The sequence below is a fragment of the Catenulispora pinisilvae genome, assembly GCF_015356865.1.
Taxonomy (GTDB): domain Bacteria; phylum Actinomycetota; class Actinomycetes; order Streptomycetales; family Catenulisporaceae; genus Catenulispora; species Catenulispora pinisilvae.
This window is the reverse complement of the sequence record NZ_JAAFZA010000029.1, coordinates 1-24,032: the sequence shown is the minus strand read 5'-3', so window position 1 is coordinate 24,032 and position 24,032 is coordinate 1. Positions and strand designations below refer to the sequence as shown.

Genomic DNA, 24,032 nt, shown 5'->3' with positions numbered 1-24,032 from the left:
AATCCTGCCGTATCCGGCGGCTCAAACCGGAATCCGGCCTTGCCCACCCGGACTTGCCTACACCGCGGGCGGCCGCGGCAGAAGGCCGTCGCGCAGCAGCGTCCAGACGTTGGCGAAGGCCTCGTCGATGGCCGGGCGCACCCACTCCGAGCGGGCGGCCGGATTGTGGAACTTGGCGGTGGCGTCGAACACCGCGAGGGCGGTCGCCCTCGGGTCCGCCGACGCGATCTCGCCGCGCGCCACGCCCTCGGCGATCACCTTCGTCAGCTGCGCCACGACGAAGTCGACATGCGCCACCACCGGCGTGCGCGCCTCCTCGGCCAGTTCGGCGAACGCCGTGAAGAACTCCGGGTCGTTCTGCGACTGGGTCCACTTCATCTCCGCCAGCGTCCAGAGCACCAGCCGGACCCGCTCGGCAGCCGCCCCCTCCCCCTGGGCCACGGCCGACAGCCAGGGGTGCATCCGTTGCAGCCAACGGTCGACTACGGCATCGCGCAGGTCCGCCTTGGTCGGGAAGTGCCGGTACACCGACCCGTGGCTGACGCCGAGCGCCCGCGCGACATCGACCACGGTGGTCTTTGCCGGGCCGAAGCGGCGCAGGGTCTCCTCGGCCGCCTCCAGGATCCGCTCGGGGGTCAGGGGTCCGCTGGCGTTGCTGGTGCTCACCGCTGAACTCTATTTCTCGGAGTCCAGGTCGGCCATCTGCCCGGCCTCGTAGCGGTCGCCGGCCGCCGCGCCGGCGGGCACGGCCTTCTCGATCTCCGCCAGGTCATCGGCGGTCAGCGTGACGCCCAGCGAGCCCAGCGACTCGGTGAGCCGGTCCCGGCGGCGGGCGCCGACCAGCGGCAGGATGTCCGGGCCCTGCGCCGCGACCCAGGCGATCGCCAGCTGCGCCACGGTGACGCCCTTGCGCTCGGCGATCGTGCGCAGCGTCTCGACCAGCGCGAGGTTGTGGTCCAGGTTCTCGGCCTGGAACCGCGGCGAGGCGGCACGGAAGCCCTCGGCCGTGCTGTCCTTGCTCCAGTGGCCGCTGATCAGGCCGCGGGACAGCACGCCGTAGGCGGTGATCCCGATGCCCAGCTCGCGGGCGGCCGGCAGGATCGAGTCCTCGATGCCGCGCGAGATCAGCGAGTACTCGATCTGCAGGTCCACGATCGGGTGCACGGCCGCGGCCCGGCGCAGCGTGTCCGCGCCGACCTCGGACAGGCCGATGTGCCGGACGTATCCGGCCTGCACCATCTCGGCCAGGGCACCGACGGTCTCCTCGATCGGGACCCGCGGGTCCAGCCGGGACGGGCGGTAGATGTCGATGTGGTCCACGTCGAGCCGGCGCAGCGAGTACGCCAGCGAGGTCTTCAGCGCGGCCGGGCTGGAGTCGAAGCCGATGAAGGCCCCGGCCGGGTCGCGCTGGGCGCCGAACTTCACGCTCAGCAGGTAACGGTCGCGGGGGATGGCGCGCAGCGCGTCGGCGAGCAGGAGCTCGTTGTCACCCATGCCGTAGAAGTCGCCGGTGTCGATCAGGGTCATCCCGGCGTCCAGGGCGGCGTGCACGGTCGCGATGGACTCGTCGCGGTCGGTCGGGCCGTAGAGGGCGGACATGCCCATGGCGCCAAGACCGAGCGGGAACACTTCAGGGCCGGTGGCGCCAAGCTGGCGGGCGGCGGAGGGGCTGTCAGTCGTCGTCATGACTCCACGATACGACTGACAGCTGACAGATTTCAAGTTTTGTCATTCGCCAGCCGCCCGGCCGGCGGCCGGACTCAGGCGGCGCCGCCCACCGGGCTGGCCGGGTCGGTCGGGCTCGAGGTGGCACCCGGCGTGCCGGGCTTCTTCGGCGTCTTGGCCGGCTCGACGACATCGGTGGCGGTGATCGTGTCGCCCTTGCGCTCGCCACTGACCGTGACGGTCATACCGGCCTTGAGCTGGGCGGAGGTCAGGGGGTGGGCCTTCGTTCCGAACTTGGTCTCGGCGTCGTAGTCGACCGTCACGGTCGTGCCCTTGGCCGCGGTCCCGGTGAACGATCCGGAACCGACCTGGGTGATCTTGATGCGCGCGGGCTTGCCGGCCTTGGCGTGCTTGCCGCCGGCGCCCCCGGTCGTCCCGCCGGCGCCCGGCGCCTGGCCGTCGGTCGGGCCGGTGGCCGGCGCGGCCGCGGCGGTGTTCGACGAGGACGAGCCCGACGACTGCATCGCCGCCGTCGTCCCCCAAGCCGCCCCGCCGAGCACGATCACCCCCGCGGTGCCGAGCAAGGCCACCTTCAGCGGACCGAGCCGGGTCAGGCGCTGCTTGAACCCCGGCTTCCGCGGCTCCGGCTGGGGCCCGCCATAAGGCTGCTGCTCGAACCCCTGCTGGTAATCCCCATACCCCTGCGTCGGCGCGGCGCCCTGGTCCGGAGGGATGTTGTACGGGTCAACCGGCTCGAAGCGCCGGGTCGCGTCGATCGGGTCCTGATCCTGGCTCATACCGGTAGTACAGCGACGTGCGGATAAGCCGGCAGTCAATAAGCCCGCTGTAAAGGTTCCGAGGGGGAAGGCTGTCAGGTCAGCCCGACGACCGGCCCCACCACCACGATCGCCGGCGGCCGGATCCCGGCCTCGGCCACCGCCTCCGCGATCAGCCCGAGCGTGGTCTGCACCCGGCGCTCGCCGGGCATCGTGCCCTCCTGGATCACCGCGACCGGGGTCTCCGGGGACCGGCCGTTGGCCAACAGGGTCGCGGCGATGGCGGCTATCCGCTCGATGCCCATCAGGATCACCAGCGTGCCGGTCATCCGGCCCAGGGCCGGCCAGTCGACCAGCGACTTCGGGTTGTCCGGGGCTACGTGCCCGGAGACCACGGTGAACTCGTGGGCCACGCCGCGGTGCGTGACCGGGATGCCGGCCAGCGCCGGCACCGAGATCGAACTGGTGATGCCGGGGACCACCGAGCACGGGACGCCGGCCTCGGCGCAGGCCAGCACCTCCTCGAAGCCGCGCCCGAAGACGAACGGGTCGCCGCCCTTGAGCCGCACCACGAACTTGCCGGCCTTGGCCCGCTCGATCAGCACCTCGTTGATCGCGTCCTGGGCCAGCGCCCGGCCGTAGGGGATCTTCGAGGCGTCGATGATCTCCACGTCCGGGGCCAGCTCGTCGAGCAGCCCGCGCGGCCCGAGCCGGTCGGCGACCACCACGTCGGCCTCGGCCAGCAGCCGGCGGCCGCGCACGGTGATCAGGTCCGGGTCGCCGGGCCCGCCGCCGACCAGCGCCACGCCCGGGGTGCGGCCGCGGTGGTGCGGGGCGGCCAGGGTGCCGTCGCGCAGCCCCTCCAGGACGCCGTCCCGGACGTCCACGGCACGCCGCGGGTCGCCGCCGCCGATCACCGCGACGGTGACGCCGTCGTGCCGGCCCACGGCCGGGGTCCAGGCGCTGGAGTCGTCGGCGGAGTCCGCCCGCGAGCAGAACACCCGGCCGGCCTCGGCCGCGCGGGCCACCGCCGCGTTCACCGCCGGGTCGTCGGCGGCGGCCACCGCGTACCAGGCGTCGGCCAGGTCGCCGTCCCGGTAGGGCCGCCGCTCCCAGCGGATCTCACCGCCGTCGGCCAGCGCCTCGACCGCCGGCGTCGCCTCGGGGGCGACCACCAGCACGTCGGCGCGGGCGTCCAGCAGCCCCAGGACCCGGCGCTGCGCGACCACGCCGCCGCCGACCACCACCGCCCGCCGGCCGGCCAGCCGCAGGGCGGCGGGGTAGACGGGAGTCGGATCGGTGGTGGCGCTCATCTGTCGTGATTCCCGGGTGGTAGCAGGGACGTCGGTCAGGCGGCGTTCTCGTCGTCCTCGGCGCTCTGCGCGACGCCGGCCGACTCGAAGGTCGCCACGTCCCGCAGCGCCCGCACGGCCGCCTGCACCAACGGTAGAGCCAGCACCGCTCCGCTGCCCTCTCCCAACCGCAATTCGAGATCGATCAAGGGGATGACGCCCAGGGCCTCCAGCGCGAGCTGGTGCCCGGACTCCGCCGAGCGGTGCCCGGCGACCATGGCCGCGGTGGCGTCCGGGGCCAGCGACTGGGCCACCAGCGCCGCGGCGCCGGCGATCACGCCGTCCAGGATCACCGGGATCCGCAGGCTGGCCGCGCCCAGGATGAAGCCGGCCAGCGCCGCGTGCTCCAGGCCGCCGACCGCGGCCAGCACGCCCAGCGGGTCCGCCGGGTCCGGCCGGTGCAGGTCCAGGGCCCGGCGCACGACGTCGACCTTGTGCGCGTAGGTCTGCTCGTCTATCCCGGTGCCGTACCCGGTGACCTGGGTCGGCGAGGCGCCGGTGAACGCGGCGATCAGCGCGGCGCTCGCGGTGGTGTTCGCGATGCCCATGTCCCCGGTCAGCAGCACCTTGTTGCCGGCGGCCACCAGGTCGCGCGCGGTCTCCACGCCGACCTCCAGCGCGGCCAGCGCCTCCTCGCGCGACATCGCCGGGCCCTCGGACAGGTCCGCGGTGCCGTAGCGGATCTTGCGCGGCACCAGCCCGGTCTGCTGCGGCAGCTCGGCGTTCACGCCGACGTCCACCACGCACACCTCGGCGCCGATCTGGTGCGCGAAGGCGTTGACCACGGCCCCGCCGGCCAGGAAGTTGAGCACCATCTGCGCGGTGACCTCCTGCGGCCACGGCGTGACGCCCTGGGCGTGCACCCCGTGGTCGCCGGCGAACACCGCGACCGCCGCCGGCTCCGGGATCGGCGGCGGGAAGACCCCGGCCAGCCCGGTGAGCTGCACCGAGACCTCTTCCAGGACCCCCAGCGACCCGGCCGGCTTGGTCATCACCTCCTGGCGGGCCAAGGCGGCGTCCACGGCCTCCTTGTCCAGCGGCCCGATCGCGGCCAGCGTCTCCTCCAACAGCGACACCGGGTTGCTGCCGGGCAGCGCGCGCCGGCCGTACTGCTCGTCGTGCACGGCCCAGGACAGCGGCCGGCGCTTGGCCCAGCCGGCCCCGGACAGCTCCGGCTCGCCCGGGAACTCGTGGACGAAGCCGACGCACAGGTACGCCACCACCGACAGGTGGTCCGGCAGGTCCAGGGTCCGGGTCAGCTCGCGCTCGTCGAAGAACGACACCCAGCCCACGCCCAGGCCCTCGGCCCGCGCGGCCAGCCACAGGTTCTCCACGGCCAGCGCGGCGCTGTAGGGCGCCATCTGCGGCTGCGAGTGCCGGCCCAGCGTGTGCCGGCCACCGCGGGTCGGATCGCAGGTCACGACGATGTTGACCGGGGTGTCGAGGATCGCCTCGATCTTCAGGTCCTTGAACGCCCGCTGCCGGGCCTTGGGCAGCGAGGCGGAGTAGTCGTCGCGCTGCCGGGCGGCCAGGTCGTGCACCGCCTGCCGGGTCTCGCGGCTGCGCAGCACGAGGAAGTCCCAGGGCTGGGAGAAGCCGACGCTCGGCGCGGTGTGCGCGGCCTCCAGGACCCGGGTGAGGATCTCGTCCGGGATCGGGTCCGGCAGGAAGGTGCTGCGCACGTCGCGGCGTTCGCGGATGACGCGGTGGACGGCGGCCAGTTCGGCGTCGTCGTAGGGCGGGACCCGGGGGACGTCGTCGTAGGGTTCGCCGTCGGTGTCGAAGAGGTCGTCGGGGGTCTGCTGCGGCTGCTGCTGGGGCTGGCCCGGCGCCTGGACCTGGACCTGGCCCGGAACCTGAACCTGGCCCGGAACCTGAACCTGCCCCTGGACCTGGCCCTGAGCCTGCGGCGGCACCGGCACCGGGACCTGGCCCTGCGCCTCCAGCTCGGCCTCGGCGTTCTCCGCCCCGGCGTTGGCCCACGGGACCAGCATCTCCGGCTCGGCGTCGCCGTCGGCGTCCTCGTCCAGCGCGCCGTCCTCGGCGTACTCGGCGACCGGCTCGGCGGGGGTGATGGCCACGGTCGGGGTGGCGAACACCGGCCCGGGCTCCTCCCCGGCCCCGCCGAACTCGACGCCCTCGGCCGGATCGTCGAACACCGGCGGCGCGGGCTCGAAGCGCGGCGGGTCCAGGTGCGCCCCGAGCGGCACCTCGGCCTGCGGCTCGGCGGCGGGCGCCAGGCCGTAGTCGGGACCGGTGTTCGGGGTCAGCGGCCGGTCGCCGAACGAGGGCATGCCGCCCTCCGGCGCACCGAAGACCGACGGGGCCGCGGGCGCCTCGGCGGCGCCGAAGGCCCGCACCTCGGCCTCCGCGCCCGGAGCCGCGCCGAACGACGGCTCCTCGGCGGGCCGGGAACCGAACGAGGGCTCCTGGACCGGACGCGCACCGAACGACGGGTCGTTGCCGGCCTGCGGCACGAACGCCTGCGGGCCGCCGAAGGTCGTGGTCGGGTCGACGCCGGCGTGCGCGTCCGGGGCCGCCGGGAAGCCGGGCTGCTCGGGCTCGCCGAACACGGGCTCACCGAACACGGGCTCGCCGAACGCAGATTCACCGAACACAGACTCGGCGACGCCGTTGTGCGCGCCGAAGCCACCGGCGGGCGGGAAGCCCTGCCCGGCCGTTTCGCCGGCCTCGGTACCGAAGCCCGGCGCGCCGGTCGGCGCAAACCCTTGCCGGGCATCGAAAACCGACTCGCCGGGCGCGAAACCCGGCCCGGTGGCGTCCCCGGCCTCGGCCGCGAAACCCGGCGCCGAGGCGGGCGGGAAGCCCTGCCCGGCATCGAACACCGACTCACCGGGGAAGCCCTGACCGGCAGCCTCACCGGCCTCGGCGCCAAAGCCCTGGGCGTTGGCGGGCGGAAAGCCCTGCTGACCGTCGAAACCGGCGTCGTCGGCGCCCTGCGCGCCACCGCCCGGCGCGCCGAACGCGCCCGCGGGCGAGAAGCCCTGCGGACCGGCCGCGGGCGGGAACCCTTGCGGCGCACCGAACCCGGCCTCGGCGGCCTCGCTCTCGGCACCGAAACCTTGCGCACCCGCGGGCGGGAACCCTTGCTGGGCACCGAACCCGGCGTTGTTCGCCGGCGGGAAGCCCTGCTCGCCGAACGACGGGTCGAAGGAAGCCGGCGCCTCCTCGGCGGCCGGGTGCCGGCCGAAGGAGTCCGGCCCCGGCTCGTCGAGGATCGCCGGGATGATGTCCGTCGGCTGGTCGTAGGAGGCCGGGCCGCGCAGCGGCGCGCGCAGGTCGAAGCCGGGACGCTCGGGGCCGGGCTCGGGCGCCGCGTCGAAGACGCTGATGTCCACCTGGCCGCGCGGGTCGCGCGGGTCGCGCGGGTCGCGCGGATCACGCTGGTCGCGCGGATCCCGGGCGTCGCGCTCGTCGCGGGGCAGCGGCGTGCGGTCGGCGGCCTCGTCGAAGTCGTTGCCGTCGGCCGGGGACGCCTGCTGCGGGACCACCGGGTCGCGGCGGAAGACGTCGAACTGCTGCGCCTGGCGCAGGGCCTCGGCGCCGCGCTGGCCCGGCGAGCGGCGGCCGGCGGGGCCGGAGTCGGCGTTGGAGTCGCGCTGCTGCGGGACGCCGAAGCCACGGTTGTCAGGACCCTGATTCCGCGGACCGGGGCCGGGCTGCGGGCCGCGACCGGGCGGCGGCTGCATCGGGGGCATCATCGGACGCTGAACGCGTCCGGGTTCGGCCGGGCCGGGACGGCCGTCCACCGGACCACGCGGACCGGGACCGTCCACGGGACCACGCGGACCCGCACCGGCGCCGTCCACCGGACCACGGCCGCCGGCCGGCGGCTGCTCACGGAACACCGAGCCGGGCGGCACCACGGGCCCACCCGGAGCGCCGGCCGGACGCGGGCGGATCGGCCGCGTCGGACGGTTGGCCGACTCCGGACCCTGCGGTCCGCCGGGGCCGCCAGGTCCACTGGGACCCCCAGGTCCACCGGGACCGCCGGGACCGTTCGGCCCGCCGGCCGCGCCACCCGGTCCGCCAGGGCCGCCATCGGGTCCGCCACCCGGACCGCGGGGCCCGCCACCGCCAGGACCGCCCTGCCGTCCCGCCGCCTCACCGAAAGCAGCCCGCGGTTCCCGCCCGTCGCGCACCCGCATGCCGCCGGGTCCGCCGGGGCCGCCGGCCCCGCCCGGAGCCGCGGAGCCGTTGCGCGGTCCCGGGAACTCGCCCTCGTCGTCGAACACCAGCCTGCTGAACTCGGTGGTCGGCGCGTTGTCGTCGTAGGGCCCGGCCCCCGGGGGGAAATCGCCCTCGAACGGCGGCCTGGCGGAGCCCTCACGCCCGAAATCGTCGGCACCGGTCACCGTGGGTTCCTCGATCCTGTCGTTCCATACCATGGTTCGTATCCCGCTCCCGTTCCCCGTGTCCCCCTCGTCGGCGGGGGTTCGCGTTCGCGTGGGCGCTGCCAAGTATCGCTCGTGAAAGGCGCGCGCAAGCCCGGAAGAGCATACGCAGCCCCTGATGGGTTGACTAAAAGGCCGGGTCTGTCACCCAAGCTCACCCCAAAGAACGAATACCGGGGCCGCCGGGGCCAACCGGAGCGCGTCACCGGGCCGGGGGGCCAGACGCGAGGCTTGCAACTGCACGCCGTCCACGCGCCGGTCGCCGATCCTGAGCGCCTGCCGGATGGCCGGCAGCCGGTCCAGGGCGGTGACCGCGGTGACCACGGTGCGCGCGCCGGTGGTGGCGCAGGCCCGCACGATGTCGGCGCGTTCGGTGCCGACGAAGACCGCGTCCGGGCGGGGCAGCGTGGCCAGCGCGGCCGGCGCCGGACCGCTGACCACCTCGACGTCCACGCCGTGCATCACGGCGTTCAGGGATATCCGCTCGCAGGCGTCGGGATCGCGTTCGACGGCGATCACCGCCGCGCCCAGCCGCGCGCACTCCACGGCCAGCGCGCCGGCCCCGGCCGCGACCTCCCACACCATCGCGCCCAGCCGCGGCGCCAGCCGCGCCAATATCAATGCCCTGATCTCGGCGGGCAGCACCTGCGGCCCGCGGGCCACGAACGCGTTGTCCGGCACCGCCCAGCCGGCCGAGGGCCCGGCCCACGCCGAGACCCAGCCCGAGCCCCAGCGCGGGTCGTGCGGGGAGTCCGGGCTCAGCCGCTCCTCGTCCAGCACCAGGATCGCGTCCGCGGCGCCCCAGACGACCCGGGTGGCGGCCTCGGCCGGGCTCAGACTCTCGATCCGCTCGTCGGGCTCCCCGAGGTGCTGGGCCACGATGAAGGCCCGCTGCGCGCCGCGCAGGGCCGCGGCGACCCGGTTCGGCGGGAACTCCGGGGCGGCCACGATCGCCACCTTCGGGTGCGCGCGGGCGGTGTTGGCGGCCCGCAGCAGCGAACGGTCGTCGGTCACGCAGACCACCACCGCGTCGTCCCACGGCAGCCCCAGCCGGCCCAGGGTGGCGGCCACCGGACCGGGCGCCGGGTAGCCGACGACTTCGAAGCCTGATTCGCGCAGATCGCGCAGCACGCCGAAGAACCCGGGGTCCCCGGCGGTCACCATGACCGCCGGTCCCGCCTGCGGATCGCCCAGGTGCGCGGTGAGCCGGGCATAGGCCAGGCGGTTGTCCTCGCCCAGCAGAATCCGCCGGACATGCTCGGGAACGCCGATCCCGTCGAGGTGCCGGGCGGCGCCCACGACCAGCTCAGAGGACTCCAGAACGCGGCGCACCACGGGCCCGGGCAGCGAGCCGTCGTAGCCGACGACCGCGACCGCCGCCGCGGCCTTGGCTATCGCCGACCCCGCCGCACCGTGCCGGCCGGCGGTCACGCCGGTCCCCCGCACACGGCCACCGCGAAGCTGGGGGCGCGCCGTGGATCGGCCATGAAAAAGTCCTCCGCGTTTCGTCTAAGGGACTCAACGCACACTAACACCGCCCGTTCCACGAGTGAGGCGGCGAACCCGGCGAAAGCGGGCGAATCAGACAGCGAACATGCCCGTTCGGCGGTGGCGCGCGGCGGCGGCCGGCGCCGGGCCGGATCGCCCGTCACCAGCCGCGCACGTGCAAAGGCACGTGCATCAGTGCGTCATGGTCACCTGTTGGACACCCTCGGCGATGAACGGATCCCCGGCCCGGGCGAAGCCGAAGCGCTCGGCCCAGGGCTCCAGCGCGGTCGGGACGTCGATCAGCAGTCTGCGCTCGCCGGCCATCTTCACCGCGTAGTCCAGCAGCCGCCCGGCGATGCCGCGGCCGCGCGCGCCGAAGCGGGTGGCCAGGCGCTCTATCCGCAGGGTGTCGTCGGATTCCTGCACCACGCGCACGGCGGCCAGCACGTCCCCGTCGCGCTCGGCCCACAGGTGCACGCTGGACGGCTCGGTGTCCCGGCCGTCGATGTCCAGGTGCGAGCTGCCCCACTCGACGATGAAGACCTCCTGGCGCAGCCGGAGCAGCGCGTAGATGGTCGGCGCGTCGAGGTCCTCGATGTGCGCGTAGCGGTAGGAGACCTTGCCCAAGACGAATCTCCGAAACGGGCCTGCCGGCGGTGTGCCGGATGCTGTGGTGGCGTGGCGAATGCGCCACACCGGTACTGCCGAACGTGTGCTGTCCCTGCTGTCGACGTCGTGTTGCCGCGGTCGGTCCGCCGCCCCCGGCCCCCGTCGGTTCCGCGACCCCCGTCACGGGCAGAATACTGACCCAGGTGCACGGACGCCATGCACGTGCGGCACGCCGCCGACACCATCTCCAGGATAGGTAGTATCAGCTGGATACACTGCCGATTCGGCGAAGATCACTTATGCGTGATAGTGCGAGGAGTTGTGCGGCTATGCCACCTCTTCGCGGCCGTCCTTAAAAGCTCTCTAAAGCTTCTCTAAAGCACCAGTGATGCGATGGCGATCAGCCCGACGACGATGATCAGCCCCCGCAGTACCGGCGGCGGCAACCGGCGCCCGACACTCGCCCCGATCTTCCCGCCGACCAGCGCTCCGACCGCGATCGCCAGGGCCGCGCCCCACCGCACCGAGGGATGCTGGGACCCGCCGAGGCCGAGTGCGCCGACCGTGATGAAGACGACCGCCGCCATCGCGTTCACCACACAGGCGAGGATGTTCTTCACTCCGTTGAGCACTTGCAGGCGGTCGCTGTAGGTGAGACCGAGGATGGCCATCAGCAACACGCCTTGCGCGGCCCCGAAATAGCCGCCGTACATCCCGCTGCCGAACACCGCGAGCAGGACGCCCCAGCCGCCGGCGCGCGCGCCGTCGCCGTTCGCCTCCCGGCGCGCCGCGACCCGCTTGGCCAGCCGCGGCTGGACGATGATGAGCACCAGGGCCAAGGCGATGAGCGCGGGCACGATCGCCTTGAACGCCTTGGCCGGCAGCAGGAACAGCAACAGCGCGCCGACCGCGGCGCCCAACAGCGAGGCCACCACCAAGCGCACCAGGCGCCGGCCGCCGGAGGCGCGGAACTCGGCGATCTCGGCGCGATAGCCGTAGATGCCGGACAGCGAACCGGGCACCAGGCCGACGGTGTTGGTGACGTTCGCGACCACCGGGCTGTAGCCGAAGGCGAGCAGCGTCGGGAAGGTCACCAGCGTGCCGGAGCCGACCACGGTGTTGATCGTGCCCGCCGCCAGGCCGACGCCCAGCAGCGCCGCCACTTCGCCGATGCCCACCGGTGCCTCCTCCTCGTGCGTGCCGGCCGGTCGTGCAGAGCGTAGCGGGGAAAGATCGGTTGGCTACTCCGCGTCCGTTGATTAGGATCGCTGACCGTGCACCGATTGTTCCCGGTCACCCCGCCGCCGAGCTCCTGAAGCGGGGTCGACCCAGTCACCAGGAACCACCTGTCGGCGTGTTGAGCCGACCGGCTGGGGTGTCACGCCCCGCTTCCCGCGACTGATTCCCGTTGTCCTTCCTGTCGCAGGAGCGATCCCTTGATCTACCTCGTCTTTTCCGGCCTGCTCTGGGGCACCGGCGGACTCACCGGCCGCCTGCTCTCACTGCACAGCCACCTGTCCCCCACCGCCGTGGCCGGCTACCGGCTGCTGATCGGCGGCCTGTTCCTCGTATTGTTCGCGACCGCCACCGGGCACGGACGCCGCCCGCGCGGCCGCACGGCCTGGATCCGCATCGGCGTCGTCGGCGCGCTGTCGGCGGGCTTCCAGGCGTGCTACTTCGCAGCGGTCGCCCTGACCGACGTCAGCCTGGCCACCCTGCTCACCATCGGGGCCGCGCCCGTACTGGTCGTCGGGTTCGAGCAGGCGACCGGGCGGCGGCACCTCGACACCCGGGTCGCCGCGACGGTCTCACTGGCCGTGGTGGGTTTGGGCCTGCTCGTCGGCGAACCCCCGCACGGCATCACCATGGCGCACATCGTCGTCGGCGCGGCGTTCGCGGTCGCCAGTGCCGCGGGCTTCTCGGCGATCAGCCTGATCGGCAAGAGTCCGGTCCCGGGCCTCAACGAGGTCACGATGACCGGTTACAGCTTCACCCTCGGCGGCCTGGTCCTGGTCGCCGCGGCCGCCCCGACCACGGGAGTCGGCTTCGCTCCGACCCCGGAAGCGGTGAGCCTCCTGTTGGCCTTCGGCCTGGTGCCGACAGCCATCGCTTATGCCTGCTACTTCATCGGCCTGCGCGACGCGGCGGCCAGCACCGGCACGGTCACCGCGCTCCTGGAACCGCTGACCGGCACGGTTCTGGCCGTCGCGCTCCTCGGCGACCGGCTCACGGCGATCGGAGTCGCGGGAGCAGCGCTCCTCGCGGTGTCGGTGACCGCTGAAGCGTGGCAGAACCGGCCGCGCGTCTCAGGCTAGTGCTGCATCAGGCAACGTTTGCCCGGGAGTTTTCGCGACGTGGTTCGCGATGTGGTTCGCGATGTGGTTCGCGGCGTGCCGGTCGGCGGGCGGGATCCGTCTGCGGGTGGAGTTTGCTGGGGCTGGAGTTCGTGGGCCGGGTTGTGGTTGGGCTGTGGGTTGAAAGGCGATTCTTACGGCCTTCGGTCATAGTTGTGCCGGTTCGGGGTTCGGGTCTGCGAGTGTGTTTGTCAGCTGCCGGTTTCCGCGTTCACAACCCCGCCCCACCTCAGGCCTCTTCAACTCCGGCAAGTCCGGGCAAGGGCACAGGCCAGATCAAGCGCAAGATCAAGGGCCACAAGCAAGATCAAGAGCTGAAGATCAAGGTCAAGGTCAAGAGCTGTGATGAAGGGCCGGGCCTCCGGCGGGCCTCGGCAACCTCAGGGAAACTAGCGCGGTTCCCTCGGGTGGCTGGGTCAGGGCTCAGCGGTGGCGGTCCCTGAGGTGGCTACGGTCCGTTCCCCACGGTCGCGTCGTCAGCCCGATGGGTACAGCACCGGTGTCCGGGGGTCAAGTCCGCGCGGCTGCGGTCGGGCGTGAAAGCGGCGGTCTCGTGCAGCGCGAACTTGACCCCCGGCCACCGGCACTGTAGGCGAAGCCCTGCCGACGCGACCGAGGGGAACGAACCGAAAACCGGCCGGAGAGGTGCAAAGCCCAGTGGTTCGGTACCGGCGACTCGGCGAGCTCGGCCGCCGGTCCAGCGCGTGGCAGCGCGGCAGTCCCGAGGCCACGCACTCTGAGCTGGCGGGTGCGGCCCGGCCCGGCCGCCGAGGCTGATGCTGGCGGATAAGCGAGGTCTGCCAGAGGAAGTCGGTAGTCGGCGGGCTGGCTACGACGATCGCAGCCGGTCCGCTGCCGCATACCGCACCCGGGCACGCTGTCGACCAACTGACCAGCGGCCCGCCACCACGCCCTTACCGGCGGCCGCACCGACCAGCTCGCGTCCTCGTACCCTGCGATTGCTTCTCTTCCGGCCGGTTTTCGGTTCGTTCCCCTCGGTCGCGTCGGCAGGGCTTCGCCTACAGTGCCGGTGGCCGGGGGTCAAGTTCGCGCTGTGCGAAACCGCAGCTCGGACGGCAAACCGCCGCGCGCGGACTTTACCCCCGGACACCGGTGCTGTACCCATCGGGCTGACGACGCGACCGTGGGGAACGGACCGCAACCACCTCACAAACCGCAGCCGCTGAGACTCACCCAGCCACCCGAGGGAACCGCGCTAGTTTCCCTGAGGTTGCCGAGGCCCGCCGGAGGCCCGGCCCTTCATCACAGCTCTTGACCTTGACCTTGATCTTCAGCTCTTGATCTTGCTTGTGGCCCTTGATCTTGCGCTTGATCTGGCCTGTGCCCTTGCCCGGACTTGCCGGAGTTGAAGAGGCCTGAGGTGGGGCGGGGTTGTGAACGCGGAAACCGGCAGCTGACAAACACACTCGCAGACCCGAACCCCGAACCGGCACAACTATGACCGAAGGCCGTAAGAATCGCCTTTCAACCCACAGCCCAACCACAACCCGGCCCACAAACTGCAACCCCCAAAAAAAGATCCGAACCCGAACACCCCAAACCGACCCTCTACCTCACCCCGCCAGCAATCTAGCGAAACCGCATGCCGACAACCTCTGCCCAGCCAAGTCATCACCAGGGCAAACGTCGTTGCCTGACACGGCACTAGGAGCACATGGCAAAGGGGCCGGTCGATGACCGGCCCCTTTCACGTGTTCTCGACTGTCAGCCGTCTATCGGCCGTCCGTCAGTCGTCGTCCTGGTTGAAGAACACATCGTCGGCCGGACTCGAACTCCCGCGCTGCCGCGGCGGCCGGTCCGCGCGCGGCTGCTGGCCGGCCGCGGGTCCCGGCGCATCGCCGGTCGCGGGCAGCGGGTTGCCGTTCGCGGCCGGCGCGGCCGGCATGCCCGGCATCCCCGGCATGCTGCCGACCCGGCCCAGCGCGCCGCCGACGCTCTCCAGCGCCTTGCCGAACTCGCTGGGGATGATCCACAGCTTGTTGCTGTCGCCCGCGGCGATCTTCGGCAGCTGCTGGAGGTACTGGTAGGCCATCACCTGGTTGTCGGCGTTGCCCTCGTGGATGGCCTCGAAGACCTTGCGGATCGCCGCCGCCTCGCCCTCGGCCTGGAGCGCGCGGGCCTTGGCCTCACCTTCGGCGCGCAGCACCGCGGCCTGCTTCTCGCCCTCGGCGGTGAGGATCTGCGACTGCTTGAAACCCTCGGCCGACAGGATCGCCGCGCGGCGGTCCCGGTCGGCGCGCATCTGCTTCTCCATCGAGTCCTGGATCGAGGCCGGCGGCTCCACCGCCTTCAGCTCGACCCGGGAGACCCGGATGCCCCAGTTGCCGGTCACCTGGTCCAGGACCCCGCGCAGCTCGTTGTTGATGTAGTCGCGGCTGGTCAGGGTGCGCTCCAGGTCCATGCCGCCGACGATGTTCCGCAGGGTGGTCACCGTCAACTGTTCTATCGCCTGGATGTAGTTGGTGATCTGGTAGACCGCGGCGCGCGCGTCGGTCACCTGGAAGTAGATGACGGTGTCGATCGAGACCGTCAGGTTGTCCTGGGTGATCACCGGCTGCGGCGGGAACGGGACCACCTGCTCGCGCACGTCGATGATGGCCCGCACGCGGTCCACCACCGGCATCAGGATGCGCAGGCCGGGCGTCAGGGTGCGGGTGTAGCGGCCGAAGCGCTCGATGACGGCGACGGTCCCCTGCCCGACTATGCGCACGGACTGGAACAAGCTCACCGCGATGACCGCGGCGATCACTACGAGGACGACGATCGTGGCGACCATGTCGACTCCTCCTACACGACATCGATGTCCGGCGGTCAGGAGGCGGCAGGCACCCCCCGGTGACAGTGCTCGATCTTAGTCCCACCCGTCTCCCACCAACCACCCTTCAACGAGGCGCTGAGCGCCGCTGTGCCAATTCCGAAGGGTCGGCGCACACCGTTCCGTCGAGGATTGTCCTGCCCGCGCGACAGGGTGCGGAATCCCAGGCGAGGACTAGAGAACGAGCGCGGTCGCGCCGTCGATCTGCGCGACGTTGACGCGGTCTCCGACCTCGTATTCAGTCTGCCCGTCAAAAGAGCGGGCACTCCAGATCTCCCCGGATATCCGAACCCGGCCGTCGTGCCCGTCGACCTTCGCCACCACCAGCGCTTCCCGGCTGATCAACGCCTCGGTGCCCTGCCGGTGCTCGGGCCCGCCGTGCAGCCGGCGCATCGCGGTCGGCCGGGCGAAGACCAGGGTGGCGACCGAGACGACCCCGAAGGCGGCGAACTGCGCCACGATGCCGGCCCCGGCCCCGGCGGCGATCGCCCCGGCGGCCGCGCCGATGCCGAGCATGACGAAGACCAGTGTGGTCGTGGTCAGTTCCAGCAGGATCAGTACGGCCGCGACGACCGCCCACACCATCGCGTGCATGGAGCCCATGCTACGGAAGGAAGACCGCGCTGTCCCGGGCCGGCGTCAGGGGATTGATGAATCAGACGGCGCGCGCGTACCAGCGGTCGCCGGAGGGGGTCTGGTACCTCTCCACGCTCAGCGGCAGGCCGAAGGTGGTGGTCAGGTTGTCCGAGGTGAGCGCTTCGTGGATCGGCCCGGCCGCCACCACCGCGCCGGCCCGCACCAGCAGGATGTGCGAGAAGCCCGGGGGGATCTCCTCGACGTGGTGCGTCACCAGCACCGTGACCGGGGCGTAGGGGTCGGAGGCCAGCCGGGACAGCCGGCGCACCAGGTCCTCGCGGCCGCCGAGGTCCAGGCCCGCGGCCGGCTCGTCGAGCAGCAGCAGTTCCGGGTCGGCCATCAGCGCCCGGGCGATCAGCGCCCGCTTGCGCTCGCCCTCGGACAGCGTGCCGAAGGTGCGGGCGCCGAACTCGTGCATGCCCCACCAGGCCAGCAGATCGTCGGCGCGCTGCGCGTCGGCCTGGTCGTACTTCTCCCGCCACCGGCCGACCATGCCGTAGGAGGCGGTCATCACCACATCGCGCACCGACTCGCCGCGCGGCAGCCGCTCGGAGACGGACGCCGAGGAGTAACCGATGCGCGGACGCAGCTCGAAGACGTCGACCGCGCCCAGCCGCTCGCCGAGCACACCCACCACGCCGGCGGTCGGGAACAAGGACGTGGCCGCGATGTTCAGCACCGTGGTCTTGCCCGCGCCGTTCGGCCCGAGCACCACCCAGCGCTCGCCCTCGCCGACCGTCCAGTTCACCGCGTCCAGCAGCTTGCGGCCGTCCCGCACCACGGAGACATCGACGAGGTCGAGGACGCTGTCTGGGTCGACGGACAGGGCATCGGCGTTCATGTTCGGCACCAGTTTCCTCACGCGGCAGGCCTGATCTTCGACCGCCTAGCTTAGGCCACCCACATGTCCACCAAGCCGCAGCGTCGGCCCGGCCACGTACCCTGGTGGTCATGCTGAGCGAACACCGGTCAGGGCGTCTGGTCGCCTGGGGCAACGCCTGGCTCGCCGGGCACACCAGCCTGGACTCGGCCGCCGACGAGGTCCGCGCCGACGGCGACGAGCCGCACCGGGTCGCCGGGGTGCCGGGCGAGGACGGCGACGTGAGCTGGACCGTCGCCCTGGGCCGGCTGCGCGCCGCCGGGGTGACCGGACTGCGGCTGGCGCTGCCCCGGCCGGGCGATCCCCTGGGGTTGAAGGGCCCGGCGGCCTTCAACCAGGTGGCGATCTCGGCCGGCGAGGCGGTCCTGACGGACGGACCGGCGCTCGGGATAGTCCCGTCGGTGGACGGCTACGGACCGGCCGGCGACCGCGGGCACGTGGTGCGCTGGACGGTGACGCCGGTCGAGAGCGGCGCGGCCGCGGTGCCGACGCTGTCAGAGGCCGAACGCGAGCTGAACACCGCGCTGCGCGAGGCCGCCGAGGAACTGGCGCGGCTGGACGTGGCGCGCTGGCGGCCGGAGGTGGCCGAGTCGCTGGCCGCGATCCGGGGGCATGGGCGGGCGCCGGAGGCGGTGCTGGCTCCGGGGTACCCGGCGCGGGCGGTCAAGGTGCTGACGCAGGCTCAGCGGCTGGCGGCGATCGCCGATCTGGCGGGGCAGGACGAGGGCGGGAGTGTGACGGCGCAGGAGTCGCGGTTGCGGGCGTCGGCGCTGGTGGGATTGGAGCGGGTTACTCGGCGGGCCCAGTTGGCTGCTTATCATTCGATTTTGGAGCCCGGGTACTGACGCCCGGGTACTGGCAACCCGGGTACTGACAACCGGCCGGCCGGCCATCACCCCATCGTCAGCGCCATGAACTCCATCATGACCCCGATACCCAGCACCACCAGCGCCCCGACCAGCTCCAGCCAGTCCCGCAGCTTCAGATCGAACCGCGACACCAGGATCCGCTCCGGGCGCAGGGGGTCGTACCAAAGCCGCACCTGCGCGCCCGTCGCCACGCTCTGATGCGGTCGGTATCCGTAGGCGCGGGTGACCACCGGTGGGCCGGTCGGGGCGAAGTAGCGGACGCGCGGGGCGTTGCGGATCGCGCCGGAGGCGTCGCAGGACACGACCATGCCGATCACTTCGCCGCGGGCGGGGACGCCGACCAGCCGCAGGCGTAGCCGGGACAGTCTGCGGGCGCACACCGCCAGCCAGAGTGCCCCGCCCCCGGTCCAGAAGAGGCCGGACGCGGCGAGGAACCCGGCGACGAAGGACATGTCGTCCGCGGCCATGGTTCCATGCTAGGCCGGTCGACCTCGGGTGGACCTGTTCAGAGACCAGACATCACCCGTATGGGAGATGGGACGGTGCGGCCCGGCGTTCGGCGGGTGCGGGACTCCGTGTCCATGCCGCGCCCACCAGCCGGACACTTCGCCGCCTTCCGGGGTCGCCCGGGTACCGTGGATCACACCATGAACACCGCGCTCGCCCTGCCGCCGCCCGCCGCAACTGTCCTGGTCACCGTATATGGCGCTGACCGTCCCGGGGTCACGGCGAGCCTGTTCGCCGCGCTGGAGCCGTTCGGTGTTCCGGTCGTGGACGTGGAGCAGGTGGTGGTGCGCGGGCGCCTGGTGCTGGCGGTGCTGGTCGGGGCGCCGGGCGAGGGGGACGGGCAGACCGCGCTGCGGGTGGGGCTGCATCGGTGGGCCGCCGCCGAGAAGCTGGACGTCGAGGTGGTCACCGGACTCGGCGACAACCGCAAGCGGCGGCAGGGCCGCACGCACGTCACCGTGCTGGGCGCTCCGCTGCCCGCGGCCGCGATGGCCGCGATGGCCCGGGAGGTCGCCGAGTGCCGTGGCAACATCGACCGCATTGTGCGGCTGGCCAAGTACCCGGTGACCGCGATCGAGCTGGACGTCTCCGGTGCGGATCCCGATCTGCTGCGGGAGCGGCTGGCGCGGGTCGCCGCGGAGGAGCACGTCGACATCGCGGTGCAGCCGGCCGGGCTGAGCCGGCGGGCCAAGCGGCTGGTGGTGATGGACGTCGACTCCACGCTCATCGAGGGCGAGGTGATCGAGGAGCTGGCGGCCCGGGCCGGGTGCCTGGACGCGGTGGCCGGGATCACCCGGCGGGCGATGCGCGGGGAGTTGGACTTCGCCGGGTCGCTGCGCGAGCGCGTAGCCCTGCTCGAAGGGCTCGACGCCGGTGCGCTGGACGAGGTCCGCGCCTCGGTGCGGCTCATGCCCGGCGCCCGGACCCTGGTCCGCACCCTGAAACGCCTCGGCTACCTGGTCGGCATCGTCTCCGGCGGCTTCACCCACGTCACCGACTCGCTGCGGGACGAGCTCGGCCTGGACTTCGCGCTGGCCAACACCCTGGAGATCGGCGCGGACGGCCGGCTGACCGGGCGGGTGATAGGGCCGATCGTGGACCGCGCCGGGAAGGCGGCGGCGCTGCGGGAGTTCGCGGAGGCGGCCGGGGTGCCGGCGACGGACACGGTGGCCATCGGGGACGGGGCCAACGACCTGGACATGCTGGCCGCGGCCGGGCTCGGGGTGGCGTTCAACGCCAAGCCGGTGGTGCGCGAGCAGGCGGACACCGCGGTGAACGTGCCGTTCCTGGACACGATCCTGTATCTGCTCGGGATCACCCGCGAGGAGGTCGAGGTCGCGGACGCCTCCGAAGAGGCGATAGAGACTGGACCGATAGAGGCCCGACCGATAGAGATCCCGCCGATGAAAACGGCTAAGCCCGCCGCCTGAGACACCCGCCGGCTCAGCCGCGCGGTGACTCCACCGCCACGATCGAGGCCGCGGCCGGGTCCAGGGTGGCCCAGGTGCCGTCGAACTCCAGGACGGTCAGGGTGTTGGTCGGGTATCCGGCGTGGACCCTGGCGACCAGTTCCGGATTCGTCTCGTCGGCCAGCGCCAGGGCCAGGTACTGCGTGCCGGGGTTGTGCGAGACGACCATCAGGGTGCCGACGCTCTCCGGCGTCTCGCGCACCACCTCCAGCATCTCCCCCGCCGAGGCGGCGTAGAGCTCGTCCTTGTTCAGCACCTCGGGCTTCAGCACTTCGGGCCCGGACGGGAACGCCTCGGCCGCCAGGCCGTAGGTCTGCTGGGTGCGCAGCGCCGTCGACACCGCGGCCCGGTCCGGCACCCGGCCGTTCGCCACCAGCCACACGCCGGTCCGCGGGGCGTCGCGGCGGCCGCGGTCGGTCAGCGGCCGGTCGTGGTCGGCGACGCCGTCGGGCCAGTCGGACTTGGCGTGCCGGAGCAGGATCAGGGTGTGCCGCATCAGCCGTTGGCCAGGCCCCAGAAGGACAGGATCACCAGGACCACCATGATCAGGGCGATCAGACCCAGCAGCTGGTACATGCTCCTCGTGCCCTGCCCGCGCTGGGCCTCGCGCCACTCGCGCGGCGGCCACTCGGCCTCGGCCGGCGTGTCCGGGGCGGAGCTCGTGGGCTCCTCGCTCGCTGCCGTCATGCCGACCAGTCTCCCACCGGTGTCTGAGCGGTGCTTGGCGGGGGTCCCGGTCGTGTCGCCGACCGGGCTCCGATGCCGCCCGCGGGCTCAGCGCTGCTTGGGCTCGACCTCGTCGGCCAGCTGCTCCAGCACCGGCACGGCCGCGTGCAGCGCCTCCAGCTGCGACCCGGTCAGCCGCTCCATGCCCTGCACCAGCGCCGCGGTCCGCAGATTGCGCACCTTGGTGATCAGCGCCGCGCCGCCGGGGGTCAGCGAGACCATGAACGAGCGGCCGTCCTCCGGGTCCGGCTCACGCTGCACCCAGCCGGCCGCGACCAGCCCGCTCAGCGTGCGGGTCATGGACGGCGCGGCCACCTTCTCCCGCTGGGCCAGGTCCCCGATCCGGATCGGTCCCCACTTCTCGATCACGAAGAGCGCGGACAGCTGGGCGAAACTCGCCTCCGACTGCCGCTGAAGCAACTGCCGGTTCAGGCGGCCCAGAGCCACCCGCAGGCGGGCGGCGACCTCGGTGTCGGGCTGGGTCGGCGAAGAGTTCATCGGGTCCTTCACAGGAGCGCAGAGCGGAGCCGGGAATGATGGACGTGGATCGGTGCGGTAAGGCGGATAAGGGGCACAGTGAAACACAGTGCCCCGGTCCCAATCTACCGACCCCCGGCTCAGCGGGCCGGTCCCACGCCTCGCGTGCGGCGTGGGACCCGCCGCGTCAGGCGGTCGCCGCCGCGCTCTGGTCGGCGGCCGCCTCGTCCTGGGGCGCCTGCAACTTGCCGGGCAGCGCCGAGGCCACGGCCCCGATCACCGCCATCACGATGGCGAGCCAGAACACGACCATCAGGCCGTCGTGAAAGGGCCCGGAGATCAGGTGCGGGAAGAATTCCCGGCCCGTCAACGTCTGCGCGTTGGAGGCGGGTAGCGCGTGCAGGGTCGACGAGCCGAGAAGCTGCTGCATCGGGTTGTAGCCGAGGAAGGCGGCGAACAGCGTGGCCACCGGGGGCAGGTGCGAGATCTGGGTCGCGGTCCCGGCCGGCACCCCCTGCGCGGCCAGGCCGGTGGACAGGGTGTGGGGCAGCGAACTGGACAGCCCGGCGACCATGAGCGAGAAGAAGATGCCCATGGACAGCACCATGCCGGCGTTCATGAACGTGGCCCGGGCGCCGGAGGCGGCACCGCGCATCCGCCCCGGCACGCTGGACATGATCAGCGACGTGTTGGGCGCGGAGAACAAACCGCCGCCGACGCCATTGAGGAAGATGAGTAGGGCGAATATCCAGTAGGAGAAGTCCGTAGGTATGAGCAACAGACCGGCGAACGACACCGCCATCGCCAGCAGACCGCCGGCGGCGAACACCCGGGGCCCGAACTTGTCCGACAGGTGCCCGGCGATCGGCCCGGCCGCGAGGAAGCCCAGGGTCAGCGGGATCATGTAGATGCCGGCCCACAGGGGCGTGTCCTTGTAGTCGTAGCCGTGCAGCGGCAGCCAGATGCCCTGCAACCAGATGATCAGCATGAACTGCAAGCCGCCCCGGGCGATGGCGCCGAGCAGGTTGGCCAGGTTGCCGGTGGCGAACGCGCGGTTCTTGAACAGTGTCATCGGCAGCATCGGATCGGAGATCTTGGCCTCGATGACGCAGAAGATGATGAGCAGCGCGAGGCCGCCGATCAGCCCGGCGTCGACCCACGGGTTGGTCCAGCCCTGGGTATGGCCGCCGTAGGGCTGGATGCCGTAGGTGATGCCCGCCAGCAACGCGGTCAGGCCGAAGGCGAAGGTGGCGTTGCCCCACCAGTCGATCCGCGACTTCTGTCTGAGCCCGGTGTCGTGCAGCGACTTGTAGGCCCACACAGTGCCGATCAGACCGATGGGCACGTTCACCCAGAACACCGCGCGCCAGTTCCACTCCGACAACGCGCCGCCCAGCACCAGGCCGATGAACGACCCGGCGATCGCGGCCACGATGTTGATGCCCAGCGCCATCCCGCGCTGCGCGGCCGGGAAGGCGTCGGTGATGATCGCCGCCGAGTTCGCCATCAGCATCGCGCCGCCGATGGCCTGGAACACGCGCCAGCCGATCAGCCACAACGCGCCGGTCGCGCCGTGGAAGGGGTCCAGGGACAACGCGACGGAACAGATCGTGAAGACCACGAACCCGGAGTTGTAGATCTTGACCCGGCCGTACATGTCGCCCAGGCGCCCGAGCGCCACCACGAACACCGCGGTGACGAGCATGTAGCCCATCAGCATCCACAGCAGGTAGCTGACGTTGGACGGCTGCAACGGGTCCAGCTTGATGCCGTTGAAGATCGCGGGCAGCGAGATCAGGACGATGGAGGAGTTGACCGTCGCGATCAAGGTGCCCAACGTGGTGTTGGACAACGCCACCCACTTGTAGTGCGGATGATCCGGCCCGCGCGCACCGCGGGCCTTCCCGGTCGCACTGGAAGCCTGCGTCGCGGTCATACAATCCCACCCTCTGTGACTTACATAGTTTACCAATGCTAATTATATGGGTAGGCAGGAGGGCTGACAAGTAGAGGTGTGACGATTGGACCGGGGCACCGGCCGAGCCGGGTGGCCGGGCAAGCCCGCTAAGCCAACGGAAACGCGATGTCGCACACCTCGTCGTCGGGCCCCGCGGCGGCCCAGTCGGCGAAGTACACCTCGCGCGCAGGCAGCGTCCCGGTGTGGCCGCCGTCCTTCAGCCAGCCCTGGACCGCGTCATAGGCGGACAGGATCTGCGGGAACTGCACCTGGGCCTTGACGATCCGCAGGTACGCCTCGCGATGCGCCGGCTCCTCGCGCGTCGAGACGGTGATCCGGTCGGCCCCGGCCGGGTCGATCGGGACGCAGACCTCTGCCGGGCCGTCGCTGTCGTGGTTGATCTCGCCGTGGTACACCACGAACGGCGCCGCCGAGGGACCGCCGACCGGGGCCGCCGCGGCCATCAGATGGGCCATCGTCCTGTCGATCCAGGCAGGCAGTTCTTCCGGCAGGACGTGGCGCCGCTCGGTGAGCACCAGCCGCGCCGGCACGTCACGGATGCGGATGGGCCCGGTCGCGGCGTGGCCGCCTTCGCGGCCGGACACCACCTCGCGCACCCGGGCCGCCAACCAGCGCTGGGCGGCGAAGCGGGCCTCAGCCTCCTGCCAGAACGCCGCCACCACCGCTTCGCGTTCGGCGGCCGGCACTGCCAGGACGCGCGCCACGTCGGCCAGCGGCATGTCCAAGCGCCGCAGCCAGAGGATCAGGCGGGCGTCGGCCAGGCGGCCGGTGCGGTAGCGGCGGTAGTGGCTGGCCGGGTCGACCTCGTCGGGGACCAGCAGGCCCTGCTGTTCGTACAGCCGCAGGGCTTTCGGCGACAGACGCGAGCGGCGGCTGAATTCGCCGCTGGTCAGCAGATCTTCTTCGGCCATGGCGGTTCGCCGTCCTCCAGACATCGGTGCCGTCCGGTAGGGGGCGAAGGAGGCTCGGCGCATGAACACGCCGAGCCTCCTTCG

Annotated in this window: 20 protein-coding genes; 3 read left to right on the top strand and 17 right to left on the bottom strand. The window is 72.1% G+C overall.

Annotated elements, in window-relative coordinates:
- Nucleotides 1-57: 57 nt before the first annotated feature.
- The 8 genes from IZR01_RS10830 to IZR01_RS10795 all read right to left on the bottom strand — a co-directional run bounded on the left by IZR01_RS10830 (nucleotide 58) and on the right by IZR01_RS10795 (nucleotide 11,483).
- Nucleotides 58-666 (bottom strand): TetR/AcrR family transcriptional regulator, encoded by a 609-nt coding sequence (locus IZR01_RS10830; RefSeq protein WP_194923729.1) that lies wholly within the window; start codon nucleotides 664-666, stop codon nucleotides 58-60.
- Between the two features lie 9 nt (nucleotides 667-675).
- A complete protein-coding gene (locus IZR01_RS10825) occupies nucleotides 676-1,686 on the bottom strand; it encodes an aldo/keto reductase (RefSeq protein ID WP_194923728.1) in 1,011 nt (336 codons plus the stop codon).
- A 74-nt stretch (nucleotides 1,687-1,760) separates the two neighbouring features.
- Complete coding sequence (locus IZR01_RS10820) at nucleotides 1,761-2,462, bottom strand: DUF5666 domain-containing protein (RefSeq protein ID WP_194892633.1); 702 nt, start codon at nucleotides 2,460-2,462, stop codon at nucleotides 1,761-1,763.
- Between the two features lie 74 nt (nucleotides 2,463-2,536).
- Entirely contained in the window at nucleotides 2,537-3,754 is a 1,218-nt protein-coding gene (gene cobA, locus IZR01_RS10815) for a uroporphyrinogen-III C-methyltransferase (RefSeq protein ID WP_194923727.1), read from the bottom strand.
- A 35-nt stretch (nucleotides 3,755-3,789) separates the two neighbouring features.
- Nucleotides 3,790-8,169, bottom strand: a complete 4,380-nt coding sequence (gene cobT, locus IZR01_RS53125) for a nicotinate-nucleotide--dimethylbenzimidazole phosphoribosyltransferase (protein WP_323746972.1) — start codon at nucleotides 8,167-8,169, stop codon at nucleotides 3,790-3,792.
- Between the two features lie 183 nt (nucleotides 8,170-8,352).
- On the bottom strand, nucleotides 8,353-9,654 hold the full coding sequence (locus tag IZR01_RS10805; protein ID WP_228559171.1) for a bifunctional cobalt-precorrin-7 (C(5))-methyltransferase/cobalt-precorrin-6B (C(15))-methyltransferase: 1,302 nt from the start codon (nucleotides 9,652-9,654) through the stop codon (nucleotides 8,353-8,355).
- A 234-nt stretch (nucleotides 9,655-9,888) separates the two neighbouring features.
- On the bottom strand, nucleotides 9,889-10,323 hold the full coding sequence (locus IZR01_RS10800; RefSeq protein WP_012786529.1) for a GNAT family N-acetyltransferase: 435 nt from the start codon (nucleotides 10,321-10,323) through the stop codon (nucleotides 9,889-9,891).
- 356 nt (nucleotides 10,324-10,679) lie between these two features.
- Nucleotides 10,680-11,483 carry a sulfite exporter TauE/SafE family protein gene (locus IZR01_RS10795; protein ID WP_194892635.1) on the bottom strand — a complete coding sequence of 268 codons (804 nt, stop codon included), beginning with the start codon at nucleotides 11,481-11,483 and terminating at the stop codon, nucleotides 10,680-10,682.
- A gap of 258 nt (nucleotides 11,484-11,741) precedes the next feature.
- Here IZR01_RS10795 and IZR01_RS10790 point away from each other — a divergent pair, with 258 nt between their 5' ends.
- A complete protein-coding gene (locus tag IZR01_RS10790) occupies nucleotides 11,742-12,620 on the top strand; it encodes a DMT family transporter (protein WP_194923726.1) in 879 nt (292 codons plus the stop codon).
- A 1,786-nt stretch (nucleotides 12,621-14,406) separates the two neighbouring features.
- On the opposite strand, the gene IZR01_RS10785 is transcribed toward IZR01_RS10790, so the two are convergent.
- From IZR01_RS10785 to IZR01_RS10775, 3 genes are all read right to left on the bottom strand, one after another.
- Nucleotides 14,407-15,456, bottom strand: coding sequence for an SPFH domain-containing protein (locus IZR01_RS10785; RefSeq protein ID WP_194898755.1), 1,050 nt, complete (start codon nucleotides 15,454-15,456; stop codon nucleotides 14,407-14,409).
- A 213-nt stretch (nucleotides 15,457-15,669) separates the two neighbouring features.
- A complete protein-coding gene (locus IZR01_RS10780) occupies nucleotides 15,670-16,089 on the bottom strand; it encodes an NfeD family protein (RefSeq protein ID WP_194898754.1) in 420 nt (139 codons plus the stop codon).
- Nucleotides 16,090-16,150: 61 nt separating this feature from the next.
- Nucleotides 16,151-16,972 carry an ABC transporter ATP-binding protein gene (locus tag IZR01_RS10775; RefSeq protein ID WP_194923725.1) on the bottom strand — a complete coding sequence of 274 codons (822 nt, stop codon included), beginning with the start codon at nucleotides 16,970-16,972 and terminating at the stop codon, nucleotides 16,151-16,153.
- A gap of 110 nt (nucleotides 16,973-17,082) precedes the next feature.
- Between IZR01_RS10775 and IZR01_RS10770 the strand changes: the two genes are divergently transcribed.
- Entirely contained in the window at nucleotides 17,083-17,856 is a 774-nt protein-coding gene (locus tag IZR01_RS10770) for an Rv1486c family protein (protein ID WP_194898752.1), read from the top strand.
- Between the two features lie 47 nt (nucleotides 17,857-17,903).
- Here IZR01_RS10770 and IZR01_RS10765 read toward each other — a convergent pair whose 3' ends face one another.
- Nucleotides 17,904-18,347, bottom strand: a complete 444-nt coding sequence (locus IZR01_RS10765) for a DUF3592 domain-containing protein (RefSeq protein WP_194898751.1) — start codon at nucleotides 18,345-18,347, stop codon at nucleotides 17,904-17,906.
- 180 nt (nucleotides 18,348-18,527) lie between these two features.
- On the opposite strand from IZR01_RS10765, the gene serB reads away from it, so the two are divergent.
- A complete protein-coding gene (gene serB, locus IZR01_RS10760; protein WP_228559169.1) occupies nucleotides 18,528-19,817 on the top strand; it encodes a phosphoserine phosphatase SerB in 1,290 nt (429 codons plus the stop codon).
- 13 nt (nucleotides 19,818-19,830) lie between these two features.
- On the opposite strand, the gene IZR01_RS10755 is transcribed toward serB, so the two are convergent.
- From IZR01_RS10755 to IZR01_RS10735, 5 genes are all read right to left on the bottom strand, one after another.
- The gene (locus IZR01_RS10755) at nucleotides 19,831-20,352 is read right to left on the bottom strand and encodes a SixA phosphatase family protein (RefSeq protein WP_194898750.1); all 522 of its coding nucleotides are present in this window, start codon (nucleotides 20,350-20,352) and stop codon (nucleotides 19,831-19,833) included.
- Nucleotides 20,352-20,543: a hypothetical protein gene (locus IZR01_RS10750; protein ID WP_194898749.1), complete on the bottom strand. Its 192-nt coding sequence runs from the start codon at nucleotides 20,541-20,543 to the stop codon at nucleotides 20,352-20,354. The genes IZR01_RS10755 and IZR01_RS10750 overlap by 1 nt, the downstream gene beginning before the upstream one ends.
- 87 nt (nucleotides 20,544-20,630) lie before the next feature.
- Nucleotides 20,631-21,080 carry a MarR family winged helix-turn-helix transcriptional regulator gene (locus IZR01_RS10745; RefSeq protein WP_194898748.1) on the bottom strand — a complete coding sequence of 150 codons (450 nt, stop codon included), beginning with the start codon at nucleotides 21,078-21,080 and terminating at the stop codon, nucleotides 20,631-20,633.
- A gap of 166 nt (nucleotides 21,081-21,246) precedes the next feature.
- Nucleotides 21,247-22,995 carry an MFS transporter gene (locus tag IZR01_RS10740; protein WP_194923724.1) on the bottom strand — a complete coding sequence of 583 codons (1,749 nt, stop codon included), beginning with the start codon at nucleotides 22,993-22,995 and terminating at the stop codon, nucleotides 21,247-21,249.
- Nucleotides 22,996-23,123: 128 nt separating this feature from the next.
- Nucleotides 23,124-23,948 (bottom strand): MerR family transcriptional regulator, encoded by an 825-nt coding sequence (locus IZR01_RS10735; RefSeq protein ID WP_194898746.1) that lies wholly within the window; start codon nucleotides 23,946-23,948, stop codon nucleotides 23,124-23,126.
- Between the last annotated feature and the right edge of the window lie 84 nt (nucleotides 23,949-24,032).